The organism is Variovorax paradoxus (assembly GCF_030815855.1).
Classification (GTDB): Bacteria; Pseudomonadota; Gammaproteobacteria; order Burkholderiales; family Burkholderiaceae_C; genus Variovorax; species Variovorax paradoxus_M.
The window spans coordinates 3137567-3157167 of sequence record NZ_JAUSXG010000001.1 but is presented as its reverse complement, the minus strand read 5'-3'; the positions used below and the strand labels follow the sequence as shown (position 1 = coordinate 3157167).

The following is a 19601-nucleotide window of genomic DNA, read 5'->3' as shown; positions in this document are numbered from 1 at the left end:
GCGTGGCTTGCTTCAGCGGCCGCCCGGGTCGTCGGGTGCCAGGCGCGCCATCCATGAACCGAGGCGGCCCCTGGAATACGCCAGTGCGTGGTACAGCGCCAGCGCGCCGCGGGCCCATCGCACATACAGCGAACGGCTGCCCGTCGATCGTGCGAGCGCGAACAGGCGCCGGCTCCACCGGGTGATGGCGGCGCGCATGCGGTAGATGAGTTTTCGGCGCCAGGGCAGGGCGCGGCCGGGGCGCACCCGCTTGACCGGCTGCAGGCTGCGATGCCGCCCCGGGCGCCGCCAGCTGAGCCTGTAAGCCAGCCCTTCGCGCCGCTGGCGGAAGCCGGCCGCCTGCGTCTGCGCAAGAAATGCCGCATCGACGGGCGCCAGGCAGAGGCGACCCGCGGCGACTGCATCGGCCACGAGCGCATGCAGCACCGGGGAGCGCACGATCACCACGTTGGTCCCACGCCCGTCGGACGAATAGGGCTCGACCCATGCGTCGCCGAACGAAATGTCGGCGGTTTCGGAAACGACGTCGTCGCAGAAGTTGCAGGCCTCGTTCTGGAAAAAGCCGGAGCCCCAGTCTCCCTCGGCCAGATGGAACCAGTCGCGCTGCACGCTGCGTCCGTCGCGCAGGGTGAGTTGCGCGGTGTACCAGTTGGCGGGCCGCCGGGCGTCCTTCAGGCGGTACTCCACGGCGCGGATGTCTTCGACACCCACGCCCATCTGGTAGGCAAAGCTTTCGACCAGGCGCGCGCTTTTCATGTGGCCGCAAAACAGGCCCAGCGTGAATGCGATGCGCTCGCGCATCAGCGGGTCTTCGCGGCGCAGCAGTTGCACCGCCTTGATGAAGCAGGGCACGCCGACCACCGCATACCGGCCCGGCACGGCGCGTATCGTCTCGAGCACCTCGGACATTTCCACCGGGTAGTAGCGAGACTTGGCGCCGGCATCGATCTCCTCGGGCGTGCGCGACAAGCGGTAGCGAAAGAACCGCTCGTCGTCCGACGGCACGACGTGGGCCACGGCATCGACCCGCCCCGTGCGCAGCAATTCGGAGACGGTCCAGCTGACCATGCCGCCGGAGCTGCCGTGCGCGCGAAAATTTCCTTCTTCTGCATGCCCTACGTAGGCGCTGTGAAAGCGTCCTACCAGCGGGTCGTCGTGAACGGCTTCGGGGAAAAGTCCGGCCGCAAGCTCGGTCTCGTTGCGCGCCGCGGGAGAGAACGGGCAGGTGCGCGAGAAGGCCTCGGTGCCCTGTCGCAGCCACGCCGCGGGCCCCTCCGGCTTGAGTTCGCCGTGCCGGTCGAGACGCATGCGCGGCGCTTCGGGATCGCTCGCCGGAAGCCCCGGCCTTGTCGCGCTGCGCGCCTGCGCCACGCAACTGCCGCACCCGATGCAAAGACCCGAGCGCATGACCTCGGAGGGGGCAGGGCGCGGGTTTTGTCGCGGCTCATGCATGGGCGCACCCCGATGCGCGGGAATCCGGTTCTTCCTGCAGCGCCTGGTGGAGGTATTCCGCCGATGAGGCGCGCATGGCCGCGATGCGCGCGTCGATCGAGGGCGCCAACGGCTCCGACAGGCTGGCGTCGCAACGCACAGCCGGCGTGGCGGCATCCGCGAGATGGCTCTGCGCACCCAGAGCGGACAGAAGATCCTGGATCTTGATCGCCCGGTAGGGCGAGTTCTCGCAGAGAAACGGTTTGCGGTTGCGGAGCGCGAACACGCAGCCGTGAAAGAAGTTGGTTGCGACCGCGTCCGCATCGGCCATGAAGCGCGCGAAATCCTCGGGGCCCGCGGTGAGCCACTGGGTGTCGGCCCAGTCGTTGCGGTAGCCGATGCTCACCAGCCGCATGTTCCGCTTGCGGGCCCACTCGCGCATGCGTGCCGCGAACCATCCGCTGAAGTTGTGGCCGTACACGGCGACATGGCGCGCCCCCCGTTCCCTGCCCGAATCGGGCGGCGGCGCGAACTGCAGGCAAGGGTCGAGCACCAGTTCGGGGGCGTGCCCGAGCGCCCTGCCCAGCAGCGCGCGCGAGTTGCCGTCGCGCACAGACACGCGATGGAATTGGTGCAGCATCCGTGCCCAATGTTGCGGCAAACCTTGCTCGACCGGGTAGTTGCCGAAGCTGGCCGCGTATGCGATGAGCCGCTTCGCGCGCAAGCGCTCGCCGAAGAACAGGGGGCACTGGCCATACCAGGGATGAGAGAGGTTCCACACTTCGTCGCTGCCGACCACCACCGTGTCGAAGTCTTCCATTTCTTCGGGATGGTCCAGTGCGAAGCGGCGCGAGCGGGGGAGCGCGTGGATCGATGCCAGAAACTTGCGTGTCTTCTGCCCGTAGAGCTTCCGGTCCGCGGCGGACACCGGTGTGGGCAGCACCGGGCGGAGCGCGCAGCGCCATTCGGCCATGTCCACGCGATGCGAGTGGTGGTCGAGCAGCACGGCGCGGTGGCCCATGTCGCGCAAGGCTTCCACCAGGCAACGCGCCTGCCAATACGAGCCGTAGTTGATGCAGCGGTGAAAGGTGAGCACGCCGATCTTCATCGGGTGCATCGCGGCAAGTATCGATGGTGTGCGGTCGGGCGCTTGCATCGCTCCGACGCTAGGCATTGCGTCGGGTGCGAGGCGTCGGACGACGTGCCGTCGGCCAGTCCGCGCGGCACGCAGCGGTGGCGGTCGTCCTACTTGTTCGGCGATGGTCCCGCCGCGGCGGCGCCCTGGGGTGGGTGGTGATCGGTCCCGGTGGGGTCCGCAATCTGCACCGCCTTGCCGGTCTGCCAGCTGTTCGCGCCTTCGGCAATCGGTGGGGCGGGAATGTCCTCGCGGCTCTTTTTCTTTTCGGCGGAGTCGATGCCGAAGCGCTTGTCGCGTTCGGCGACCATGCCGGCATTGACCTGGCCGTCGGCGGTGAATCCCATCATGACTTGGGGAACGCCAATGGGGAGCTCCTTCTGCAGATCGGTGTGCCAGGTGTGAAAGGTCTTGCCGTAGGTTCCGACGAGCTTTTTCATGAGTTCGTGCTCGGCCGCCTGCGGAATGCCCGGTGCGACGAGCTGGCCCGACTTCACCTCGTGCACATGGCTGTGCCACAAGGCTTTTTCCTGCGCCGGCAGCGACTTGAAAAGCCGGTCGCTCACGATGTACTCGACGCCCATGATCTTGGCGTTCTTCACGTTGCCGTCGTAGATCACGCACTGGATCAGCTCTTCGTTGAGCATCGCGCAGTAATGATGCGCTTCCATCTGCGCCTGCATGTTGCCGCTGTAGAAATGAAAGCCGTCCAGGTACGCGTTCAGCGCCTCGAGCGGCGGCTTGTCCTGGAGCGCCGCGGCGCCGGTTTCCAGCGTCGCGGTCTTCGCGCTCTTGCCGGCGCCCGGCGCCTCGACGTTCGACGCCGTGTTGCTGCCGCCGCATGCCGCAAGCAGCGCTCCCAGGGCCAGCGGAAAGATGATTCGCGATTGCATGGTCGATCCTCTTGATGAAGCAGAAAGCAGAAAGCAGAAAGCAGAAGCAGAAAGCAGAAAGCAGAAAGCAGAAAGCAGAAAGCAGAAAGCAGAAAGCAGAAAGCGCGACCATGCGCCGCAACCATTCGGCGACGGCAAGAGGCCGTCGACGGGGCTTGTAGGAACAGCGCGAATACCCGGTCGGCCGCGAATCCGGCTGATCGCACGCCGCGAATGGACAAAAAAGAAAGGAAAACCCGCCCCAAAGCGAAATATGGCGACGACAAGGGGCAGAATTTCAGGTTCGAACGCCGTCCGCGGCAGGCCCCGGGGCTGTGCGGCCCCGCAATGACATTCAATGCCCAAATCGAAGCCGTCTTCTCCCTCTCGCGCCGATGAACGCAAGCTCACGCCCAGCACGTTGAGCTTTCCGGTCATCGGCATCGGCGCTTCCGCGGGCGGGCTGGAAGCATTGATCCGCTTTTTCGAGCAGATGCCGGCCGACGCGGGCATGGCCTTCGTCGTCATCCTGCACCTGTCGCCCGAGCATGAGAGCAATGCCGCCGACATTCTTCAGCGTTCCACGCACATGCCCGTGAAGCAGGTCACGCAACCGATGCCGGTCGAGGCGGACCATGTCTACGTGATTCCGCCGGGTGTCGAGCTCACGATGAACGATGGCTACCTGCGGGTGGCCCCCAGCGAACGCGTCAAGGGCCAGCACGTGGCGGTGGACGTGTTCTTTCGCGCCATGGCCGAGGTGCACAGGGAACGTGCCGTCTGCATCGTGATGTCGGGTACCGGAAGCGACGGCGCGGTCGGCCTCACGCGCGTGAAGGAGAACGGCGGCGTTGCCATCGCGCAGACGCCCGAAGACGCGGCGCACGACGGCATGCCGCGCGCGGCCATTGCCACCGGCATGGTGGACATCGTGCTGCCGGCGGCCGACATGGGCCAGCGCCTGGTCGAGCATTGGCGCAACGCCCAGCGCATTCGCATGCCATATGGCGAGCAGGCCGAATTCGCCCAGGAGCCCGACAGCGACGCCGCGGCCAAGGCGGCCGAAAAGGCGCTGCAGGAAATCATGGCGCAGCTGCGCACCTACACGCGGCACGACTTCCGCCACTACAAGCGCGCCACGGTGCTGCGCCGCATCGAACGCCGGCTGCAGGTGAACCGCCTGGCCGACCTGCCGGCCTATCGCGACTTCCTGCACGACCACCCCGAAGAAGCGGGGCCGCTGCTGCAGGACATGCTCATCAGCGTGACCAATTTCTTTCGCGACGCCGAAGCCTTCGAGGCGCTCGAGCGCGATGCGATTCCGCTGCTGATCGAAAACAGGCAGGCCGGCGAGCAGGTGCGCGCGTGGGTGGCGGGCTGCGCCACGGGCGAGGAAGCCTATTCGCTCGGCATGTTGCTGCGTGAACAGATCGACCGGCAGTCCAAGCCGCTCGGCATCCAGATCTTTGCCACCGACATCGACGAGCGTGCCATTGCCACGGCGCGCCGCGGCCTCTACGCGCAGGGCATTGCCGAGGACATCTCGCCTTCGCGGCTGCGGCAGTTCTTCGTGGCCGAACAAGACCAGTACCGCATCGCGACCTCAGTGCGCGAGCCGGTGCTCTTCGCGCTGCACAACCTGCTGCGCGACCCGCCGTTCTCGCGGCTGGACATCATCTGCTGCCGCAACCTGTTGATCTATCTCGACCGTGCGGCACAGGCCCATGTGCTGGAGATGTTCCGCATCGCGCTGCGGCCCGGCGGCTACCTGTTTCTGGGCACATCGGAGTCGATCGACGCGGTGGGGAACCTGTTCACCGCGGTCGACAAGAAGAACCGCATCTACCGCGTGAACACCGAGTTGCCGCCGGGGCGCCACATGCCGCTGATCAGCGATGCGCCGGTCAAGCCGGGCTCGCCGGTGCCGCTGGCGGCGCTGCGCTCGCCCAAGCGTGCCGCCGGCCTGAGTTTTGCAGAGCTGCACCAGCGCGCGCTGGAGCAGTTTTCACCGCCGAGCGTGCTCATCGACAGCGAGCACGACGTGCTGCACCTGTCCAACGGCGTCGGCCGCTTTCTCGAGCGGGCCAGCGGCGAGCCGTCGAACAACCTGCTGAACAACGTGCGGCCCGACTTGCGGCTGGAACTGCGGACCGCGCTCTTCAAGGCCGCGCAGACCTCCCGCAGCGTGGAAGCCCGGCTGCTGCAGAGCCGGGAGGACGGCCGGCAGGTGTTTCTCAACATCACGGTGCGGCCGCTGCAGCAGCAGGAGGAGGGCGCGCCGCAGCTCACGCTCGTGGTTTTCGACGAGGTGGAAGACAGCATGCGCGCGGAAGGCGGCGAGCCGGCCGACGCGGCGCGCGAGCTGCTCATCGGCCAGATGGAAGACGAGATCCGCCAGCTCAAGCTGCACCTCCAGGACACCATCGAAGGCGCCGAAACCTCGACCGAGGAACTGAAGGCCTCCAACGAGGAGCTGCAGGCCATCAACGAGGAGCTTCGCTCCGCCACCGAAGAACTCGAGACCAGCAAGGAAGAGCTGCAATCGATGAACGAAGAGCTCGTGACGGTGAACTTCGAGCTCAAGATGAAGGTGGAAGAGCGCGGCCACATCAACGACGACCTGCAGAACCTGATCGCGTCGTCCGAGATTGCGACCGTGTTCGTGGACCGCGGCATGCACATCAAGCGCTACACGCCGCATGCGAGCAATCTGTTCAACCTGATCCAGTCGGACATCGGGCGTTCGCTGTTCGACATCACCAGCCGGCTCGACTACCCGCAGCTTGCGGACGACACGGCCTCGGCCTTCAAGGAGCTGCGCATCAGCGAGCGGCATGTCACCAGCGTGGACGGGCGGCATTTTATGGCGCGGATACTCCCCTACCGCACGGCGGAAGACAAGATCGAAGGCGCGATCCTGAACTTCTTCGACATCACCGACCTGCACACCGCCGAGGAGCGGGTGCGCGCGGGCGAAGAGCGGCTGCGCCTGGTGGCCGCCACCACGCGCGACTTTGCCATCATCACCACGGACGACCAGGGCCTGATCACGAGCTGGAACGCCGGTGCCCAGCGCATCTTCGGCTACACCGAGGAAGAAATGCTGCACCGGCCCCTCGCGGTGATCTTCACCGCGGAAGACCAGGCGAACGGGGTGCCCGAGCTCGAAATGCGCCGCGCCGTGGAACGGGGCCGGGCCGAAGACGAGCGTTGGCATCAGCGCAAGGACGGCAGCCGATTTTTCTGCAGCGGCGTCACCACGCCGGTGGAGCCCACTGCGGGCGGCGGTTTCGCCAAGATCGCGCGCGACATGACCGGCACCAAGCAGCACGAGCTCGCGCAGGAGCAACGGCTTTTCAAGGAAAAGAAAGCCAGCCTCAGCGCGCAGGCGGCCAACGAGCTCAAGGACCAGTTCCTCGCCGTGATGTCGCACGAACTGAAGCAGCCGCTCAACCTGATCCAGATGAACGCCGAGCTGCTGATGCACATGCCGAACACCGCGGAGCAGCCGGCGGTGCGGCGGGTGGGAGAGACCATCAAGCGCGCCGTGGCCAGCCAGACGCGCATCATCAACGACCTGCTCGATCTCTCGCGCATCCGCACCGGCAAGCTGCGCCTGAACCGCGTGGCGGTCGACCTGGGTGAGCTGGTGCAGACCACCGCGCACGCCGCGGTGAGCGACGTGGCGGGCAAGAAGCTGGTGTTGGACGCGCATTGCGAAGCCGGTGTGCGTTGCAGCGGCGACCGGGTGCGGATGGAGCAGATCGTCTGGAACCTGTTGAGCAACGCCGTCAAGTTCACGCCCGACGGCGGCCGCATTTCCGTTCGCGTGGTGGCCGAGGAGAATTTCGGCAAGCTGACCGTGGCCGACACCGGCTGCGGCATCGACGCGGAGTTTCTTCCGCAGGTGTTCGGCATGTTCAACCAGGCGAGCGGCGACTTGACGCCGCCCAATGGCGGCCTGGGCATCGGGCTCGCGCTGGTGCACGAACTCACGCGGGCGCACGGCGGCCGTGTCGAGGTCCGCTCGGCCGGTGTGGGCCTCGGGGCCGAGTTCAGCGTGTGGCTGCCGCAGGTGGGCGCGGCGGTCGAAACCTCGGCGGAAAGGAAGCCGGCCGAAGTGAGCCTCAGCGGCTGGCGCGTGCTCGCGGTGGACGACTATGCCGACGCCCTGGCCCCGTTCGCCGAGGTGCTGCGGCTCGAGGGCGCGATCGTCGATGTCGCGCAAAGCGCGAAACGAGGTCTTGAATTGCTCGAGTCGAACAGCTACGACCTGCTGGTGTCGGACCTCGGCATGCCCGAGATGGACGGCTACCAGTTCATTGCCGAGGTGCGGCGGCGGCCGGCCACGCGCGAGCTGCGTTCCATTGCCATGTCGGGCTTCGGCCGGCGCGCCGATGCACGCCGCGCGCTGGAAGCCGGCTTCAACGCGCACCTGCCGAAACCGGCATCCATCCAGGATCTCAAGGCGCTCATCGGCAAGCTGTGAGCCGCGCGGGGTGAGGGTGCTGTGCGGGCGTGCGGCTCGCACGCCGTCGCCTTCGCCCAGGAGTCTGCGCGGCAGAAGCCGGCTTTTCTCCCTCTCCCTCTGGGAGAGGGTTGGGGTGAGGGCGGCGGCGCTGGCGAGTCGGCCTGGTTGGCATGAGGCGGGTTACCGCTGCATTTCCACCAGCTACCTGCCCTAGCAGCCTGACCAGGACTTCAGGCAGTCCAGTCTGCGGGGGCTGCACCGCGCTGAGCGTGCGCCGAATGCGGTTCCTCGAGCGCCGCAGCCCTCACCCCCGCCCTCTCCCAGAGGGAGAGGGAGCAAGAAAAACGCTCTGCCGCGCAGACTCCCAAGTGCTCAGGCAATGTGCCGGAAGATGAAGCCGCGGGCCGGCGCGATCCACTCGAGCTCGTCTCCGGCGTGCACGGCAGGTGCACCGGCCTCGCCGGTGAACAGGGTGCGCTCCTCGGGCAGCAGAAACTGAAGCGCGCGAGGTGTGGATATGCCGTCACCGGCCTGGCGCACCTGCAGATTGGCGCCGCCCAGGTCGAGCGTGTCGCCGGGCTCGGGCCACAGCACCGACGCATCGGGCCACGAAGATCGCAGGCGTTCAAGCGATTCGGCCGCCGCCGGCGTGCGCGGCGCGGTCGAGAGCAGCCACCGCACCTGTCCGGGCGCCGCCGCGTGAAGCGCTTCGCCACCCGCCGTGCCATCGGGCAGGGGATCGATCAATGCCCAAGTGCCGCTTTCGCCGCCCACGAAATAACTGTGCGGCCCCGGTGCGCTCGTCGATTCGCCGGCGCTGCCGGTCACTCGACACACGCGTGCGGAGAGCTGGGTGACGAGGCCGGCCTCGAGCGCATAGCGTGCATGGCCGGTGCCGTCGGGGTCGAGGCGGCTGATCTCCTCATAGGCGGCTTCTTCGATGTTCACCGCGCGGCGTCCCGAAGGGCCATCGGCCAGGCGCGGCATGTTCAGCGAAATCCGGGTCAGGCTCCGCGCATGGGCCATGCAATCGGCGGTGCTGTCGAAGGTGGCCAGCTGTTCGAGCGTGCGGCGCGTCACGTTCATCAGCTTGAGTCCGCGCGCGGGGCTCACGGCTTCGGCCGGCTTCAGCCACATGTGTTCGACGATCTCGCGGCCGTCGGGCTTCACGCCTTGTCCGCGCGGCATCTGCGCGATGAAGAAGCGGGTGTCGAACCGGCGCGGCATGCCGGGCGGCGTGAGCCAGTGGCTGAAGTAGGCGAGCCGGTCGACCGCCAGGCGCCAGCCTTGCGCGTCGCACATCGCAAGCAGTGCGTCGGTGCCTTGCTCGGCGGCATGCCGCATGGCCTCGAGCCGGGACGGCGGCAACCGGTCGAGTTCGACCACCTTGTCTTCGGCGTCGCTCGCGAACAGGACGCCGGCTTCCTCGAAGCATTCGCGCACCGCGGCGGCGTAGTAGTCGAGGCCGCCATCGGCCACGCCGAGACGCGCGCTCGCCGCCGCATCGTCGAGCCCCTTGCACATCAGGTGCAGGCCGCGATCGTGCGTGTCGACCACGCCGCCGGGGAACACGCTGGCGCCGCTGTTCTGGTCGTCGGCCTTGTCAGCCCGGCGCAGCAGCAGGACTTCCATGCCGTCGGCACCGTCGCGCAAGAGGATCAATGTGGCCGCAACGCGAATGGGGCGCGGCAGGGGCGGTGACGAACCCGATGGGGCCGCCGAGGGCTTGGCATTCATGGGCGCCGATTGTCGGGCCAACGCGGCCCCCGGGGCACCACCCGAACCGTCTCAGTCCTTGGGCGTGAGCTGTCCCGCCGCGCCGCCGGCGGAAGAGTTGGCGGACTTGCCGAGCGATGCGCCCTCGTTGACCTTGGGCGTGGCAACAGGGCCTTCGGATTTCTTCGTGGCCGGCGCCCGCAGGCTGGTTGCGGGCTGAACGGTCCGCGGGGAGCGGGTCTGCTTTTGCTTCGATGGGCTCATGCATGCCTCCTGGGGTTCGAGCCACGTTATCGGAGCGGCTGCGCGCCGGTGTCGGACAGCCTGCATGCCGGTGTAGGACGGGAGGCGTTGCATCGCGTGCAAGCAGGGCTGCTGCCGGTGCCCGTGGCCGAACGCCCGCAGGGCGTGTTCTCCGACATGGCCACGGCGGCTTTCGGGCCATGATCTGTCCACTTCGTTCCTGTGCTTTCATGCCGCGCTCATGAAGATTGCGACCTTCAACGTCAATGGCGTCAACAGCCGGCTGCCACGCCTGCTCGAGTGGCTTGACGAGTCCCGCCCGGACGTGGCCTGCCTGCAGGAACTGAAGTCTCCCGACGCGAACTTTCCGGCCGAGGCGATCCGCGACGCGGGCTACGGCGTGCTGTTCCACGGGCAGCGTTCATGGAACGGCGTGGCCATTCTTGCGCGCGGAAGGGAGCCGATCGAAACCGGCCGCGGGCTCGACGGAAACTCCGAAGATGAACAGAGCCGCTATCTCGAAGCCGTGGTGAACGGCGTGATCGTCGGCTGCCTGTACCTGCCGAACGGCAATCCGCAGCCCGGCCCCAAGTTCGACTACAAGCTCGAATGGTTCGAACGGCTCAACGCCCATGCGCGCCGCCTCTACGGCTGCGGCATGCCGGTGGTCTTGGCCGGCGACTTCAACGTGGTGCCGACCGACGCCGACATCTACAACCCCGCGTCGTGGCGGAATGATGCGCTGCTGCAGCCCGAAAGCCGCGCCGCTTTCGCGCGCTTGCTGGCGCAGGGGTGGACCGACGCAATTCGAACCCGCCATCCGGGCGAGGCGATCTACACCTACTGGGACTACTGGCGCAACCGCTGGCCGCGCAACGCGGGCCTGCGCATCGACCACCTGCTGCTGAACCGGGAGCTCGCGCCTTTGCTCGTCGATGCGAACGTGGACCGCGAGGTGCGCGGCCGCTCCGGCGCGAGCGATCATGCGCCCGCCTGGGTCGAACTCAACCTTCCCATGGTGGCCTGAACGATGCGTACCGCCGCTTGCAAATATGGCCGCGCGGACCCTGCCTGGCCACCTGGCGGCGCCTAGAATCCTTTGCAAAAAATAGACTCGGCGCCTTCCCGTTCGCGCAAGAGCACCCGCATGCCATGCGCGCGGGGCCGGCGAAACGGCGGTGCCGATCAGGGAGCCGGTCAGCAAGCAGAACTGCCGAGCGGCAGGTATCCGTCAATGCCAAAAGGTGTTCCCAATCCGGCCGCCATGTATGGGATCTACGCCCGTTCCTGGGGCTTCGAGGTTTCCATCGTCAGAAGCGGGGTCCGGTATTTCCAGCAGTTCGGCAAGGCGAGCTACGGCGGCGCCGAGCATGCGCTGCGGCGCGCGCAGGAATGGCGCGATGCCGTCGTGAAGAGCGTGCCCCCGGTCACGCGGCGCGAACGGGCGGAGAAGCTCCGGGCCAGCAACACCACGGGCGTGCCGGGCGTCTTCTGCCTGGCGTCGCCCGACGGCAAAGGGCTGTCGTGGCTTGCCAAGACCTACATCGCGGCGGAAGAAATACTGCGCGCCAACTTTCCGATCCACAGCTGGGGCGACGCGGCACGCAAGCTTGCCATCGAGGAACGCGCAAGGCAGCTGGATCGCATGACCGGCCTCGCCGCGCTGCATCCCGCCGAAGAGGCGATCCGGAAAGCCAGCGTCGCTGCACCTGCCGATCCGGGCCCGCCCAAGCGGTCGCGTTCCGAGATCATCCGCAAGTCGAACTCCAGCGGGATGAGCGGCGTGCACTTCAAGCGGCCCCGGTCCGACCACCCCGGTTATTGGCTGGCAATTACCTATACCGCAGGCAAGGGCAGCGTCAGCAAGGCTTTCTCGGTCAAGGCGCATGGCTACGATGAAGCCAAGAGCTTGGCGGCGGCCGAACGCACGCGCCAGTTGTATCAAAAGGGTATCGGTTGAAGAAGGGGTTACATTTACGCACTATTGTGTCGCCATGTAGTTCAAAATAATTACCCCAGGCTTGCCGCGAGATCCACACCAGTGACCACCGAAACTTCGGCAAGCGCCAGCTTTTCAGGCCTCGACGCGGGGTTCGTCATGGCTTTTCAGCCCATCGTGGACTTCGAGCGGCGGGAGATATTCGCCCACGAGGCACTGGTGCGCGGCACAGCGGGGGAAGGGGCGTTCGAGGTGCTTTCGCGCGTGAATCCCCTGCACCGGTTCGCGTTTCACGAGGCTTGCCGGGTGAAGGCCATCGAAACGGCCTCGGCGCTGGGCATGGAATCGAAGCTCAGCCTCAACGTCATGCCCAACGACGTCTCGGGGCAGACCGAGTGCTTTCATACCGCAATGACCGCGGCCCGGCGGTGCAACTTTCCCGTGCACCGGCTGATGTTCGAGATTACCGAAGGCGAACGCGTGGCCGACCTGCCGGGGCTTGCCGCCGTCTTTCGGGCCCACAAGGCCTATGGCTTCACCTCCGCCATCGACGACTTCGGGGCCGCGTATGCGGGTTTCGAGCTCCTGGCCGGTTTTCAGCCCGACTTGGTCAAGATCGACATGGGGCTGGTGCGCAACATCCACAACGACCCGGTCCGGCTCAGCATCGTGAGGGGCTTTGTCGGCACCTGCGACGAACTCGGCATCAGGGTGGTGGCCGAAGGCGTCCAGGCATCGGAAGAAGTCCATGCGCTCCGGGCGCTGGGCGTCGGCTTGTTCCAGGGCTACCTGTTCGCCAAGCCCGGCGTCGCCATGCTGCCGGCGGTGGCATGGGACGCGGCCTGACCGGCTGCGCCACCCGCTTGGCCTGCCCCGCGGGACAATGACTCACACGTTGCTGGTCGCGCGGACCTCCTCGATGGTGGTCTTTCCCGCAAGTACCTTGTCGATGCCGTCCTGGCGCAGCGTGCGCATGCCTTCCTGCAGCGCCGCCTCCTGAAGCTCTTCGGCGCGGGCTCCGCCCTGGACCAGCCGCCGCAGCGTTCTCGAAATCACCATCAGCTCATGAATGCCGACGCGTCCGCTGAAACCGGTGTTGTCGCAGTGTTTGCATCCGGGGCTCGCAAAAGCCTGCAGCTGGCCGTCCCGTCCGTAGTGGCGGTGCCAGCCATGGCGTACCGCCTCGCGTTCGGCCGGCGTGTCGTGCGCCGCAAACGAGTGCATGTAGTCGGCCAGCAGTTCCTCGACTTCCTCGGGGCGCATCGGGCGGCTGACGATGCAGTGGGTGCACAGGCGGCGCACCAGGCGCTGCGCCAGCACCGCCAGCAGGGAGTCGGCGAAGTTGAACGGGTCCATTCCCATGTCCAGCAGCCGTGTCACCGTTTCGGGCGCGCTGTTGGTGTGCAGCGTCGAGAGCACGAGGTGGCCGGTCAGCGAGGCCTCGATGGCGGTCCTGGCGGTTTCCTCGTCGCGGATTTCGCCGACCATGATCACGTCCGGGTCGGCGCGCACGAAGGCACGCAGCGCCTTGGCAAAGGTCCACTCGATGCGCGGGTTGACCTGGACCTGGCGCAGGCCGGCCTGCGTGATCTCGATCGGGTCTTCGGCGGTCCAGATCTTTCGTTCCGGCGTGTTGATGTGCATGAGCGCCGAGTGCAGCGTGGTGGTCTTGCCCGAGCCCGTGGGGCCGACGCACAGCACCATGCCGTAGGGCCGCTCCACCGCCTTCGTGAACTCCGCAAGGTTGCGCTCCGACAGGCCGAGCTGGTTCAGCGCAATCGGCTTGGCCGAAGCCAGGATGCGCATGACCACGTCTTCCAGCCCGTTGCTGGTCGGAATGGTTGCCACGCGCAGCTCGATGCGGTGCTGCGGCGAGTACTTGGCGAAATTGATCTTGCCGTCCTGCGGCTTGCGCTTTTCGCTGATGTCCAGGTCGCACATGATCTTCACGCGCGCGACCACCGCGTTGCGGTAGCTGGCCGGCAGCTCCAGGTGGGTGTGCAGCCGGCCGTCGCGGCGAAAGCGGATGCGGGTCTTTTCCTTGCCCGGATAGCTTTCGATGTGAATGTCGGAGACGCCTTCGCGGTGCGCGTCGACGATCATGCTGTTGATCATTCGCACCAGGGAGTTGTCCGATTGCTCGATGCCTTCTTCCTCGACGGCCGGCGCGGGGCGTTCCTTTTCGAGGGTGACCAGCAGCTCGCTGGTGCCCCCCACGCTGAAGTCGAAGTCGAGCGGCCGCGAGGGGTCGTGGACGATGGTCGGGTCGAGCGTGTCGTTGCCGATCTTCCCGTAGGTCTTGTAGAGCACGGTGTCCAGCACAAGGCATTCGCCGATCACCGGCACCACCTTCATCTGCGTGATGAACTCCACTTCGTCGATGGCGGCATGACGGCTGGCCGGGTCATCGAGGGCCAGGATCAGGCGGCCCTGATGGATCATCAGTGGCATGACCTGCAGGCGCCGCGCGACGCCGTGATTGAGGGTGCGCAAGGCGTCCACGGCAGCGGGGAACACATGCAGGTTCACCAGCGGGTAGCCCATCTTGCGCACCAGCGCGGTCTTCAGCTGCTCCCGCGTGACCGCGCCCATGCGAACCAGCGTTTCGCCCAGAGGCACGCTGCGGTCGAGCTGCTGCTGCTCGAGGCCCGCGCGCAACTGCTCTTCGGTGATTGCGCCCAGCGCCATCAACGCCTGGCCGATGCGCAGGATCGGCATGCGGCTTTGAACCTCCAGCGCGTGCAGCAACTGCTCGGGCGTGACGACTTCGGTGGGGGACATGAAATGGATCTCCTATGGGGCGATTCTGCGGGGGGCGGGGGGGCTTGTCAGCAGGAGCCGCGCCTCCGATGCGAGGCAGCGATGCATGGCCACTACCAAAGTTCTCATTGCCGAGGGTGCCCGGGCGAAACGCCTCAATCGGAAAACCCGAAGGTGTTGCGCCCCGCCGACTTTGCGCGGTAGAGCGCGGCATCGGCACGCGCCAGCAGTTCCGATGCCGTGGCGGGCGCTTCGCTCGCGGGTTGAAACGCCACGCCGATGCTGGTGGTGACACTCAGGCTCTGTCCCTCGATCTCGAACGGCGTACCGCCGATCTGGTCGACGATCTTCCGTGCAATGGCCGCGGCGGCCTCGCGCACATGCAGGTTTTCCAGCACCACCACGAACTCGTCGCCGGCAAGGCGCGCCACGGTGTCGGTGTTGCGCACGCCGGCCAGCAGGCGGCGGGCGTACTCCATCAGCACGCCGTCGCCGGTTGCATGGCCGAGCGTGTCGTTGATGGTCTTGAAATGATCGACGTCGAGAAACAGCACCGCCAGTGCGCTTGCCGTGCGCTGCGCGCGGGCGATGGCGCCGGGCAGGAACTCGTTGAAGGCGAGCCGGTTCGCGAGGCCGGTGAGCGGGTCGACGCGCGCCAGGTCGATCAGCTTGCGCTCCACCGCCTTCAGCGCGCTGATGTCGAGGCTCAGCGAAAAAATGCCGCGCGTCACGCCATCGACCCCGGTGTCGGGTACGTAGCTCACGCGGGTGATGCGGTCTGAAGACTTGGTCCGGGTCTGGGCCTCGAACTCAACGCGCTCGCCGGCCAGGGCGCGCTGGATCATGGGTTTGCGCGAAAGATACAGTTCGGGCCCCGCGACGTCGCTCAGGTGGTGGCCCAAAATCGCGGAAGGTTCCACGCCCAGCCATTCCCGGTAGGTCGCGTTCGCGAAGGTGACCCTTTCCTCGCGGTCGATATAGGTGATCAGCGCCGGCATGTTATCCGTGATGGTGCGCAGGCGCATTTCGCTTTCGGCCTGCCGCAGCTCCGCTTTCTTCAACGCGGTGATGTTGAAGGTCATCAGATAGAAGCCGAGGAACCGGCCCTCCAGGTTCCTGTCGGGAATCAGGTTCACCTGAAAGTAGCCCGTCTTGCCGTGCAGCGGCGCCCGCACCGGAAACCGCACCGCCTTGCCTTCGCGCACCATGGAGAGATAGGGCAGCTGCTGCTGGTACACCACATCGCCTACCGCCCTGCGCAGATCGACGCCGGTCAGCGGTCCGTTGCCCAGACTGGCCATTCGCCGCGCCCTCACGTTCGCGAAAAGACAGTTCTCGTCTTCGTCGAAATAGCCCACCAGCGCCGGAATGTTGTCGGTGACGTCGCGCAGCCGTTTTTCCTGCTCGGTCAGGGCCTTGCGGATGTTCACCTCGTCGGTGATGTCGAAGGTCATGGCGAACACGCCTTGCACCACGCCGTTCGCGTCCTGGTCGGGGATGTAGTGCGCCTTGAAGGTGCGGTCCCCGATGCCCAGCCCCGGATCCCCGGGTTTCTCGATGACCACCGTTTCGCCGGCCAGCGCGCGCCGGTAGGAGTCGGCCACCAGCGAAAAATCTTCCGGGCCGCGGACCTCCGGCATCAGCTGGCCGACCAGGGCCTTGTCCTTGTGCAGCACCTTGATCTTCGCGTTCACGAAGGTGTACTTCAGCGACGAGTCGACGTGCGAAACCAGCGCGGGAATGTTGTCCGCAATGATGCGGACCTGTGCCTCGCTGTGGGCCAGGCTCATCTCGATGCGCCTGCGTTCGGTCACGTCGGAGGTCATGGCGTAGTAGCCGCGAATCTGCCCCGCCTGGTCGCGGTCGGGAATCAGCTCGGTGTGAAAGAAGCGGTCTTGCGCGCCGCGGCTCGCATCGCCCCGGCTCTCGAAGCTGACGGCCTCGCCGGCCAGCACGCGGCGAACGGCGGCGTCCACCGCCTCGTCTTCGCCGACGATCCGTGCGGTTCGCCCGATCAGCTGCGCCGGCCAGCGGTCGAGCTCCCTGCAGAGCTGCGCGTTCACGAACGTGTAGCGGCCCTGCGCATCCACGTGCGACACCATCGCGGGCAGGTTGTCGGTGATGTCGCGCAGGAACTTCTCGCTCGACTTGCGCAGCCGCATCAGTTCGTCGAAGGTTCGCGCAAGGTCGCCGATCTCGTCGCGGGCATAGATGCGCGGCACCGCACTTTCGAGCGCCGCGTTGTCCACGTCCAGCATGTGCCGATGCAGATACCTGAGCGGCCTGAGCTGGCGGCTCACCACGCCCAGCGCCACCGCGCCCGCAATTGCAGCAAGCACCAGCGCTCCGATCCAGGCCGCGCGCTCGATGGCGTCGACCCGGGCGAACGCTTCCTTGCTCGGGTACATCGCGCCCAGCATCCAATCGGTCTGCTGAACGCGCTTGAAGGCATACAGGCCATGCACGCCCGCATGGTTGACCCCCTCGGCCACGCCTTCATAGCCTTCCATCGGGCGATCGATCTCGGGATTGCCCGCGCCCTTCAAGCCCGCCTGGTTGATGATGAGTTCCGTGCGCGGGTGGTCGATCACCACGCCCTCCCGGCTGGTGATGAACAGATAGCCGGTTTCGCCGAACTTCATATCGGCGAGTTCGCCCAGGATGTTCCGCTCCTTCAGGTCGATGGCGCCCGAGATCACGAACTTCACCTCGCCGGCGCGGTCGAGCACCGGCTCGGTGATGGCGATCTGCGCCAGGCCGCTCAGGCGGTTGAGATAGGGCTCGGAGATCACGCCGGTCTTGGATGCGAGCGTTTCCCGGAAGTACGCGCGGTCCTTGATGCTGATCTTGCCGGGCTGCTGCGCACCGCTGAGGCTGGCGATCAGGTCGCCGTCGGCGGTAAAGAAGGCGACATTGCTGAAAGCCTTGTGCAGCGATCCATGCCTTTCGAGAAAGGCCTGCAACGCCGCGGTGTCCGGGAAGTCGTTCGATCCGACGCTGGCGGCGAAGGTCTCGAGCAGGAGGCGCCGGCTGACGAACTTTTGATCGACCGTGTTGGCGACGGCCGACAAGCGAGCGAACTCTTCGCTCTCGATCGAGGCCTTCATGCTGGCCTTGACGAGCTGCAATGCCACCGAGCCAATCGCGAACGTCGCCGCCAGGACCACCGCGGCAACGCTGAGGCCGAGGCGCGTATTCAAGCTGATGCGAATGTTCCGGAGACCTGATGGTTTCATTGTCGTGGACAGGCGTCGCGAGGGAATCCGCGTTGCGCAATGTAGTGTGTCAGAAGAAGCGGGATTCCCGGTGCTTTGCGAGAATCTCCCTTCATCGCTGCGTTGCCGGCACGGCATCACATCTCGTCGCGCTTGAGCAGATAGTCGAGCGGACCGACGCGAAACCACCGGTAGCCGTACGACTCGATCACCATGCAGTGCTTTCCTTTCGAATTGGCGCGGCTGTGCGCGTTCGACAGCAGGTTGATCAATTGCCTGCCGTGCTTGCCGAGCGCCTTGGCGTCGATCTTGACCTCCAGCGGGTTCGCTTCGAAGTTGTGGATGAAGACCACCGCGTTGCCCCGCCATTCATAGCGCAGCACCAGCACCGAACGCTCCTCGTTGGGAATCACCGTGAAGTCGCCCCATCCGATTTCCGGCACCTCCTTGCGCATGCGGAACACGCGCTCCATCCAGTTGAGCAGCGAGTCGGGGTCGCGCCGCTGGGCCGCCACGTTCACGTGCTCGAAGCCGTAGGCGCCGCCCGTGATCACCGGAAGCACCGGTTTCGACGACGTGGTGAACCCGCCCTGGCGTTCGGTGGACCACTGCATCGGCGTTCGCGCGCAGTTGCGTTCCGGAAGGCTCAGGTCGTCGCCCATGCCGATCTCGTCGCCATAGCGCATCACCGGCGTGCCGGGAAGGGTGAGCATCAGGCTGTACGCGAGTTCCAGCCGGCGCCGGTTGCCCCCGAGCATCGGCGCGAGGCGCCGGCGTATGCCGCGGTCGTAGAGCTGCATGTCCTTGTCGGGGCCGAAGGCCTCGAACACGCGCTGGCGCTGCGCGGGCCGCAGGCGCCCGAGGTCGAGCTCGTCGTGGTTGCGCAGGAACATGACCCACTGCGAAGTGGGAGGGCGCTCCCTCGTGGCCTCCAGGGCCTTGACCAGCGGCCGCGTGTCGCCCACGGCCATGGCATAGAACAGGTTCTGGTTGACCTGGAAGTTGAACATCATGTGCAGCCGCTCGCCCTCGTCGCCGAAGTACGCCATGTTGACCTTCGGCAGCACATTGGCCTCGGCCAGGATGATGGCATCGCCCCGGCGCCATTGGAGCAGTTCGCGGAACTGCCGCAGCATGTCGAATTTCTCGGTCGGGTGCACGACCTTCGGGCCCTTTGTGCCGATCACGAAAGGCACCGCGTCCATGCGGAAGCCCGACACGCCCAACTGCGTCCAGAAGCCCATGATCTTCAGGATTTCCGCTTGCACGGCCGGGTTCGCCGTGTTCAGGTCGGGCTGAAAATCGTAGAAGCGGTGAAAGTACCAGCGTCTCGCGAGCTTGTCGAAAGTCCAGGTCGACTTCTGCACGCCTGGAAAGACCACACCGTCCGTGAAGTGGGACGGCTTCTTGTCGGACCAGACATACCAGTCGTGGTACTTTGACTTTCGGCCCTTGCGCGCCTCCTGGAACCAGGGATGCCGGTGCGAGGTGTGGTTGACGACCAAATCCATCATCACGCGCATGCCGAGTTGTTCGGCCGAGTGCGTGAACTCGACGAAGTCGCCGAGCGTGCCGAAGCGAGGGTCGACGTTGTAATAGTCCGAAACATCGTAGCCGTCGTCGTTGCCCGGCGATGGATGGAACGGCATCAGCCACAAGGTGGTAACGCCCAGGCCGTGAAGGTACTCCAGCCGCCGCGTGAGGCCCTCGAAGTCGCCGCAGCCGTCGCCGTTGGAATCCATGAAGGTTCCCACGGAGAGGCAATACACCACGGCGTTCTTGTACCAAAGGTCGTTGATCATGCCGGGGAACCTCCTAA

Annotated in this window: 13 protein-coding genes; 5 read left to right on the top strand and 8 right to left on the bottom strand. The window is 66.2% G+C overall.

The features are described 5' to 3' along the window. Positions 1–12: 12 nt before the first annotated feature. From QFZ42_RS14865 to QFZ42_RS14855, 3 genes are all read right to left on the bottom strand, one after another. Positions 13–1308, bottom strand: a complete 1296-nt coding sequence (locus tag QFZ42_RS14865) for a Coenzyme F420 hydrogenase/dehydrogenase, beta subunit C-terminal domain (RefSeq protein WP_307701692.1) — start codon at positions 1306–1308, stop codon at positions 13–15. Positions 1309–1444: 136 nt separating this feature from the next. Continuing rightward, positions 1445–2548 (bottom strand): polysaccharide pyruvyl transferase family protein, encoded by a 1104-nt coding sequence (locus QFZ42_RS14860; protein ID WP_307701691.1) that lies wholly within the window; start codon positions 2546–2548, stop codon positions 1445–1447. 128 nt (positions 2549–2676) lie between these two features. After that, positions 2677–3459 (bottom strand): OBAP family protein, encoded by a 783-nt coding sequence (locus QFZ42_RS14855; protein ID WP_307701690.1) that lies wholly within the window; start codon positions 3457–3459, stop codon positions 2677–2679. Between the two features lie 337 nt (positions 3460–3796). On the opposite strand from QFZ42_RS14855, the gene QFZ42_RS14850 reads away from it, so the two are divergent. Further along, positions 3797–7927 (top strand): chemotaxis protein CheB, encoded by a 4131-nt coding sequence (locus tag QFZ42_RS14850; protein WP_307701689.1) that lies wholly within the window; start codon positions 3797–3799, stop codon positions 7925–7927. Positions 7928–8281: 354 nt separating this feature from the next. On the opposite strand, the gene QFZ42_RS14845 is transcribed toward QFZ42_RS14850, so the two are convergent. Further along, complete coding sequence (locus QFZ42_RS14845) at positions 8282–9646, bottom strand: NUDIX domain-containing protein (RefSeq protein WP_307701688.1); 1365 nt, start codon at positions 9644–9646, stop codon at positions 8282–8284. A gap of 51 nt (positions 9647–9697) precedes the next feature. Beyond that, entirely contained in the window at positions 9698–9889 is a 192-nt protein-coding gene (locus tag QFZ42_RS14840; protein WP_307701687.1) for a hypothetical protein, read from the bottom strand. Positions 9890–9937: 48 nt separating this feature from the next. On the opposite strand from QFZ42_RS14840, the gene QFZ42_RS14835 reads away from it, so the two are divergent. The 4 genes from QFZ42_RS14835 to QFZ42_RS14820 all read left to right on the top strand — a co-directional run bounded on the left by QFZ42_RS14835 (position 9938) and on the right by QFZ42_RS14820 (position 12653). Continuing rightward, positions 9938–10072, top strand: a complete 135-nt coding sequence (locus QFZ42_RS14835) for a hypothetical protein (RefSeq protein ID WP_307701686.1) — start codon at positions 9938–9940, stop codon at positions 10070–10072. A gap of 37 nt (positions 10073–10109) precedes the next feature. Beyond that, complete coding sequence (locus QFZ42_RS14830; RefSeq protein ID WP_307701685.1) at positions 10110–10895, top strand: exodeoxyribonuclease III; 786 nt, start codon at positions 10110–10112, stop codon at positions 10893–10895. Positions 10896–11015: 120 nt separating this feature from the next. Then, positions 11016–11828, top strand: a complete 813-nt coding sequence (locus QFZ42_RS14825; RefSeq protein ID WP_307701684.1) for an AP2 domain-containing protein — start codon at positions 11016–11018, stop codon at positions 11826–11828. 81 nt (positions 11829–11909) lie between these two features. Beyond that, entirely contained in the window at positions 11910–12653 is a 744-nt protein-coding gene (locus QFZ42_RS14820) for an EAL domain-containing protein (protein WP_307701683.1), read from the top strand. 42 nt (positions 12654–12695) lie between these two features. Here the strand turns inward: QFZ42_RS14820 and QFZ42_RS14815 are convergent, their stop codons facing one another. The 3 genes from QFZ42_RS14815 to QFZ42_RS14805 all read right to left on the bottom strand — a co-directional run bounded on the left by QFZ42_RS14815 (position 12696) and on the right by QFZ42_RS14805 (position 19584). Further along, positions 12696–14588 carry a GspE/PulE family protein gene (locus QFZ42_RS14815; protein ID WP_307701682.1) on the bottom strand — a complete coding sequence of 631 codons (1893 nt, stop codon included), beginning with the start codon at positions 14586–14588 and terminating at the stop codon, positions 12696–12698. Between the two features lie 134 nt (positions 14589–14722). After that, positions 14723–17767 (bottom strand): sensor domain-containing diguanylate cyclase, encoded by a 3045-nt coding sequence (locus QFZ42_RS14810; RefSeq protein ID WP_307701681.1) that lies wholly within the window; start codon positions 17765–17767, stop codon positions 14723–14725. Positions 17768–17919: 152 nt separating this feature from the next. Further along, entirely contained in the window at positions 17920–19584 is a 1665-nt protein-coding gene (locus tag QFZ42_RS14805; RefSeq protein WP_307701680.1) for an alpha-amylase family protein, read from the bottom strand. Between the last annotated feature and the right edge of the window lie 17 nt (positions 19585–19601).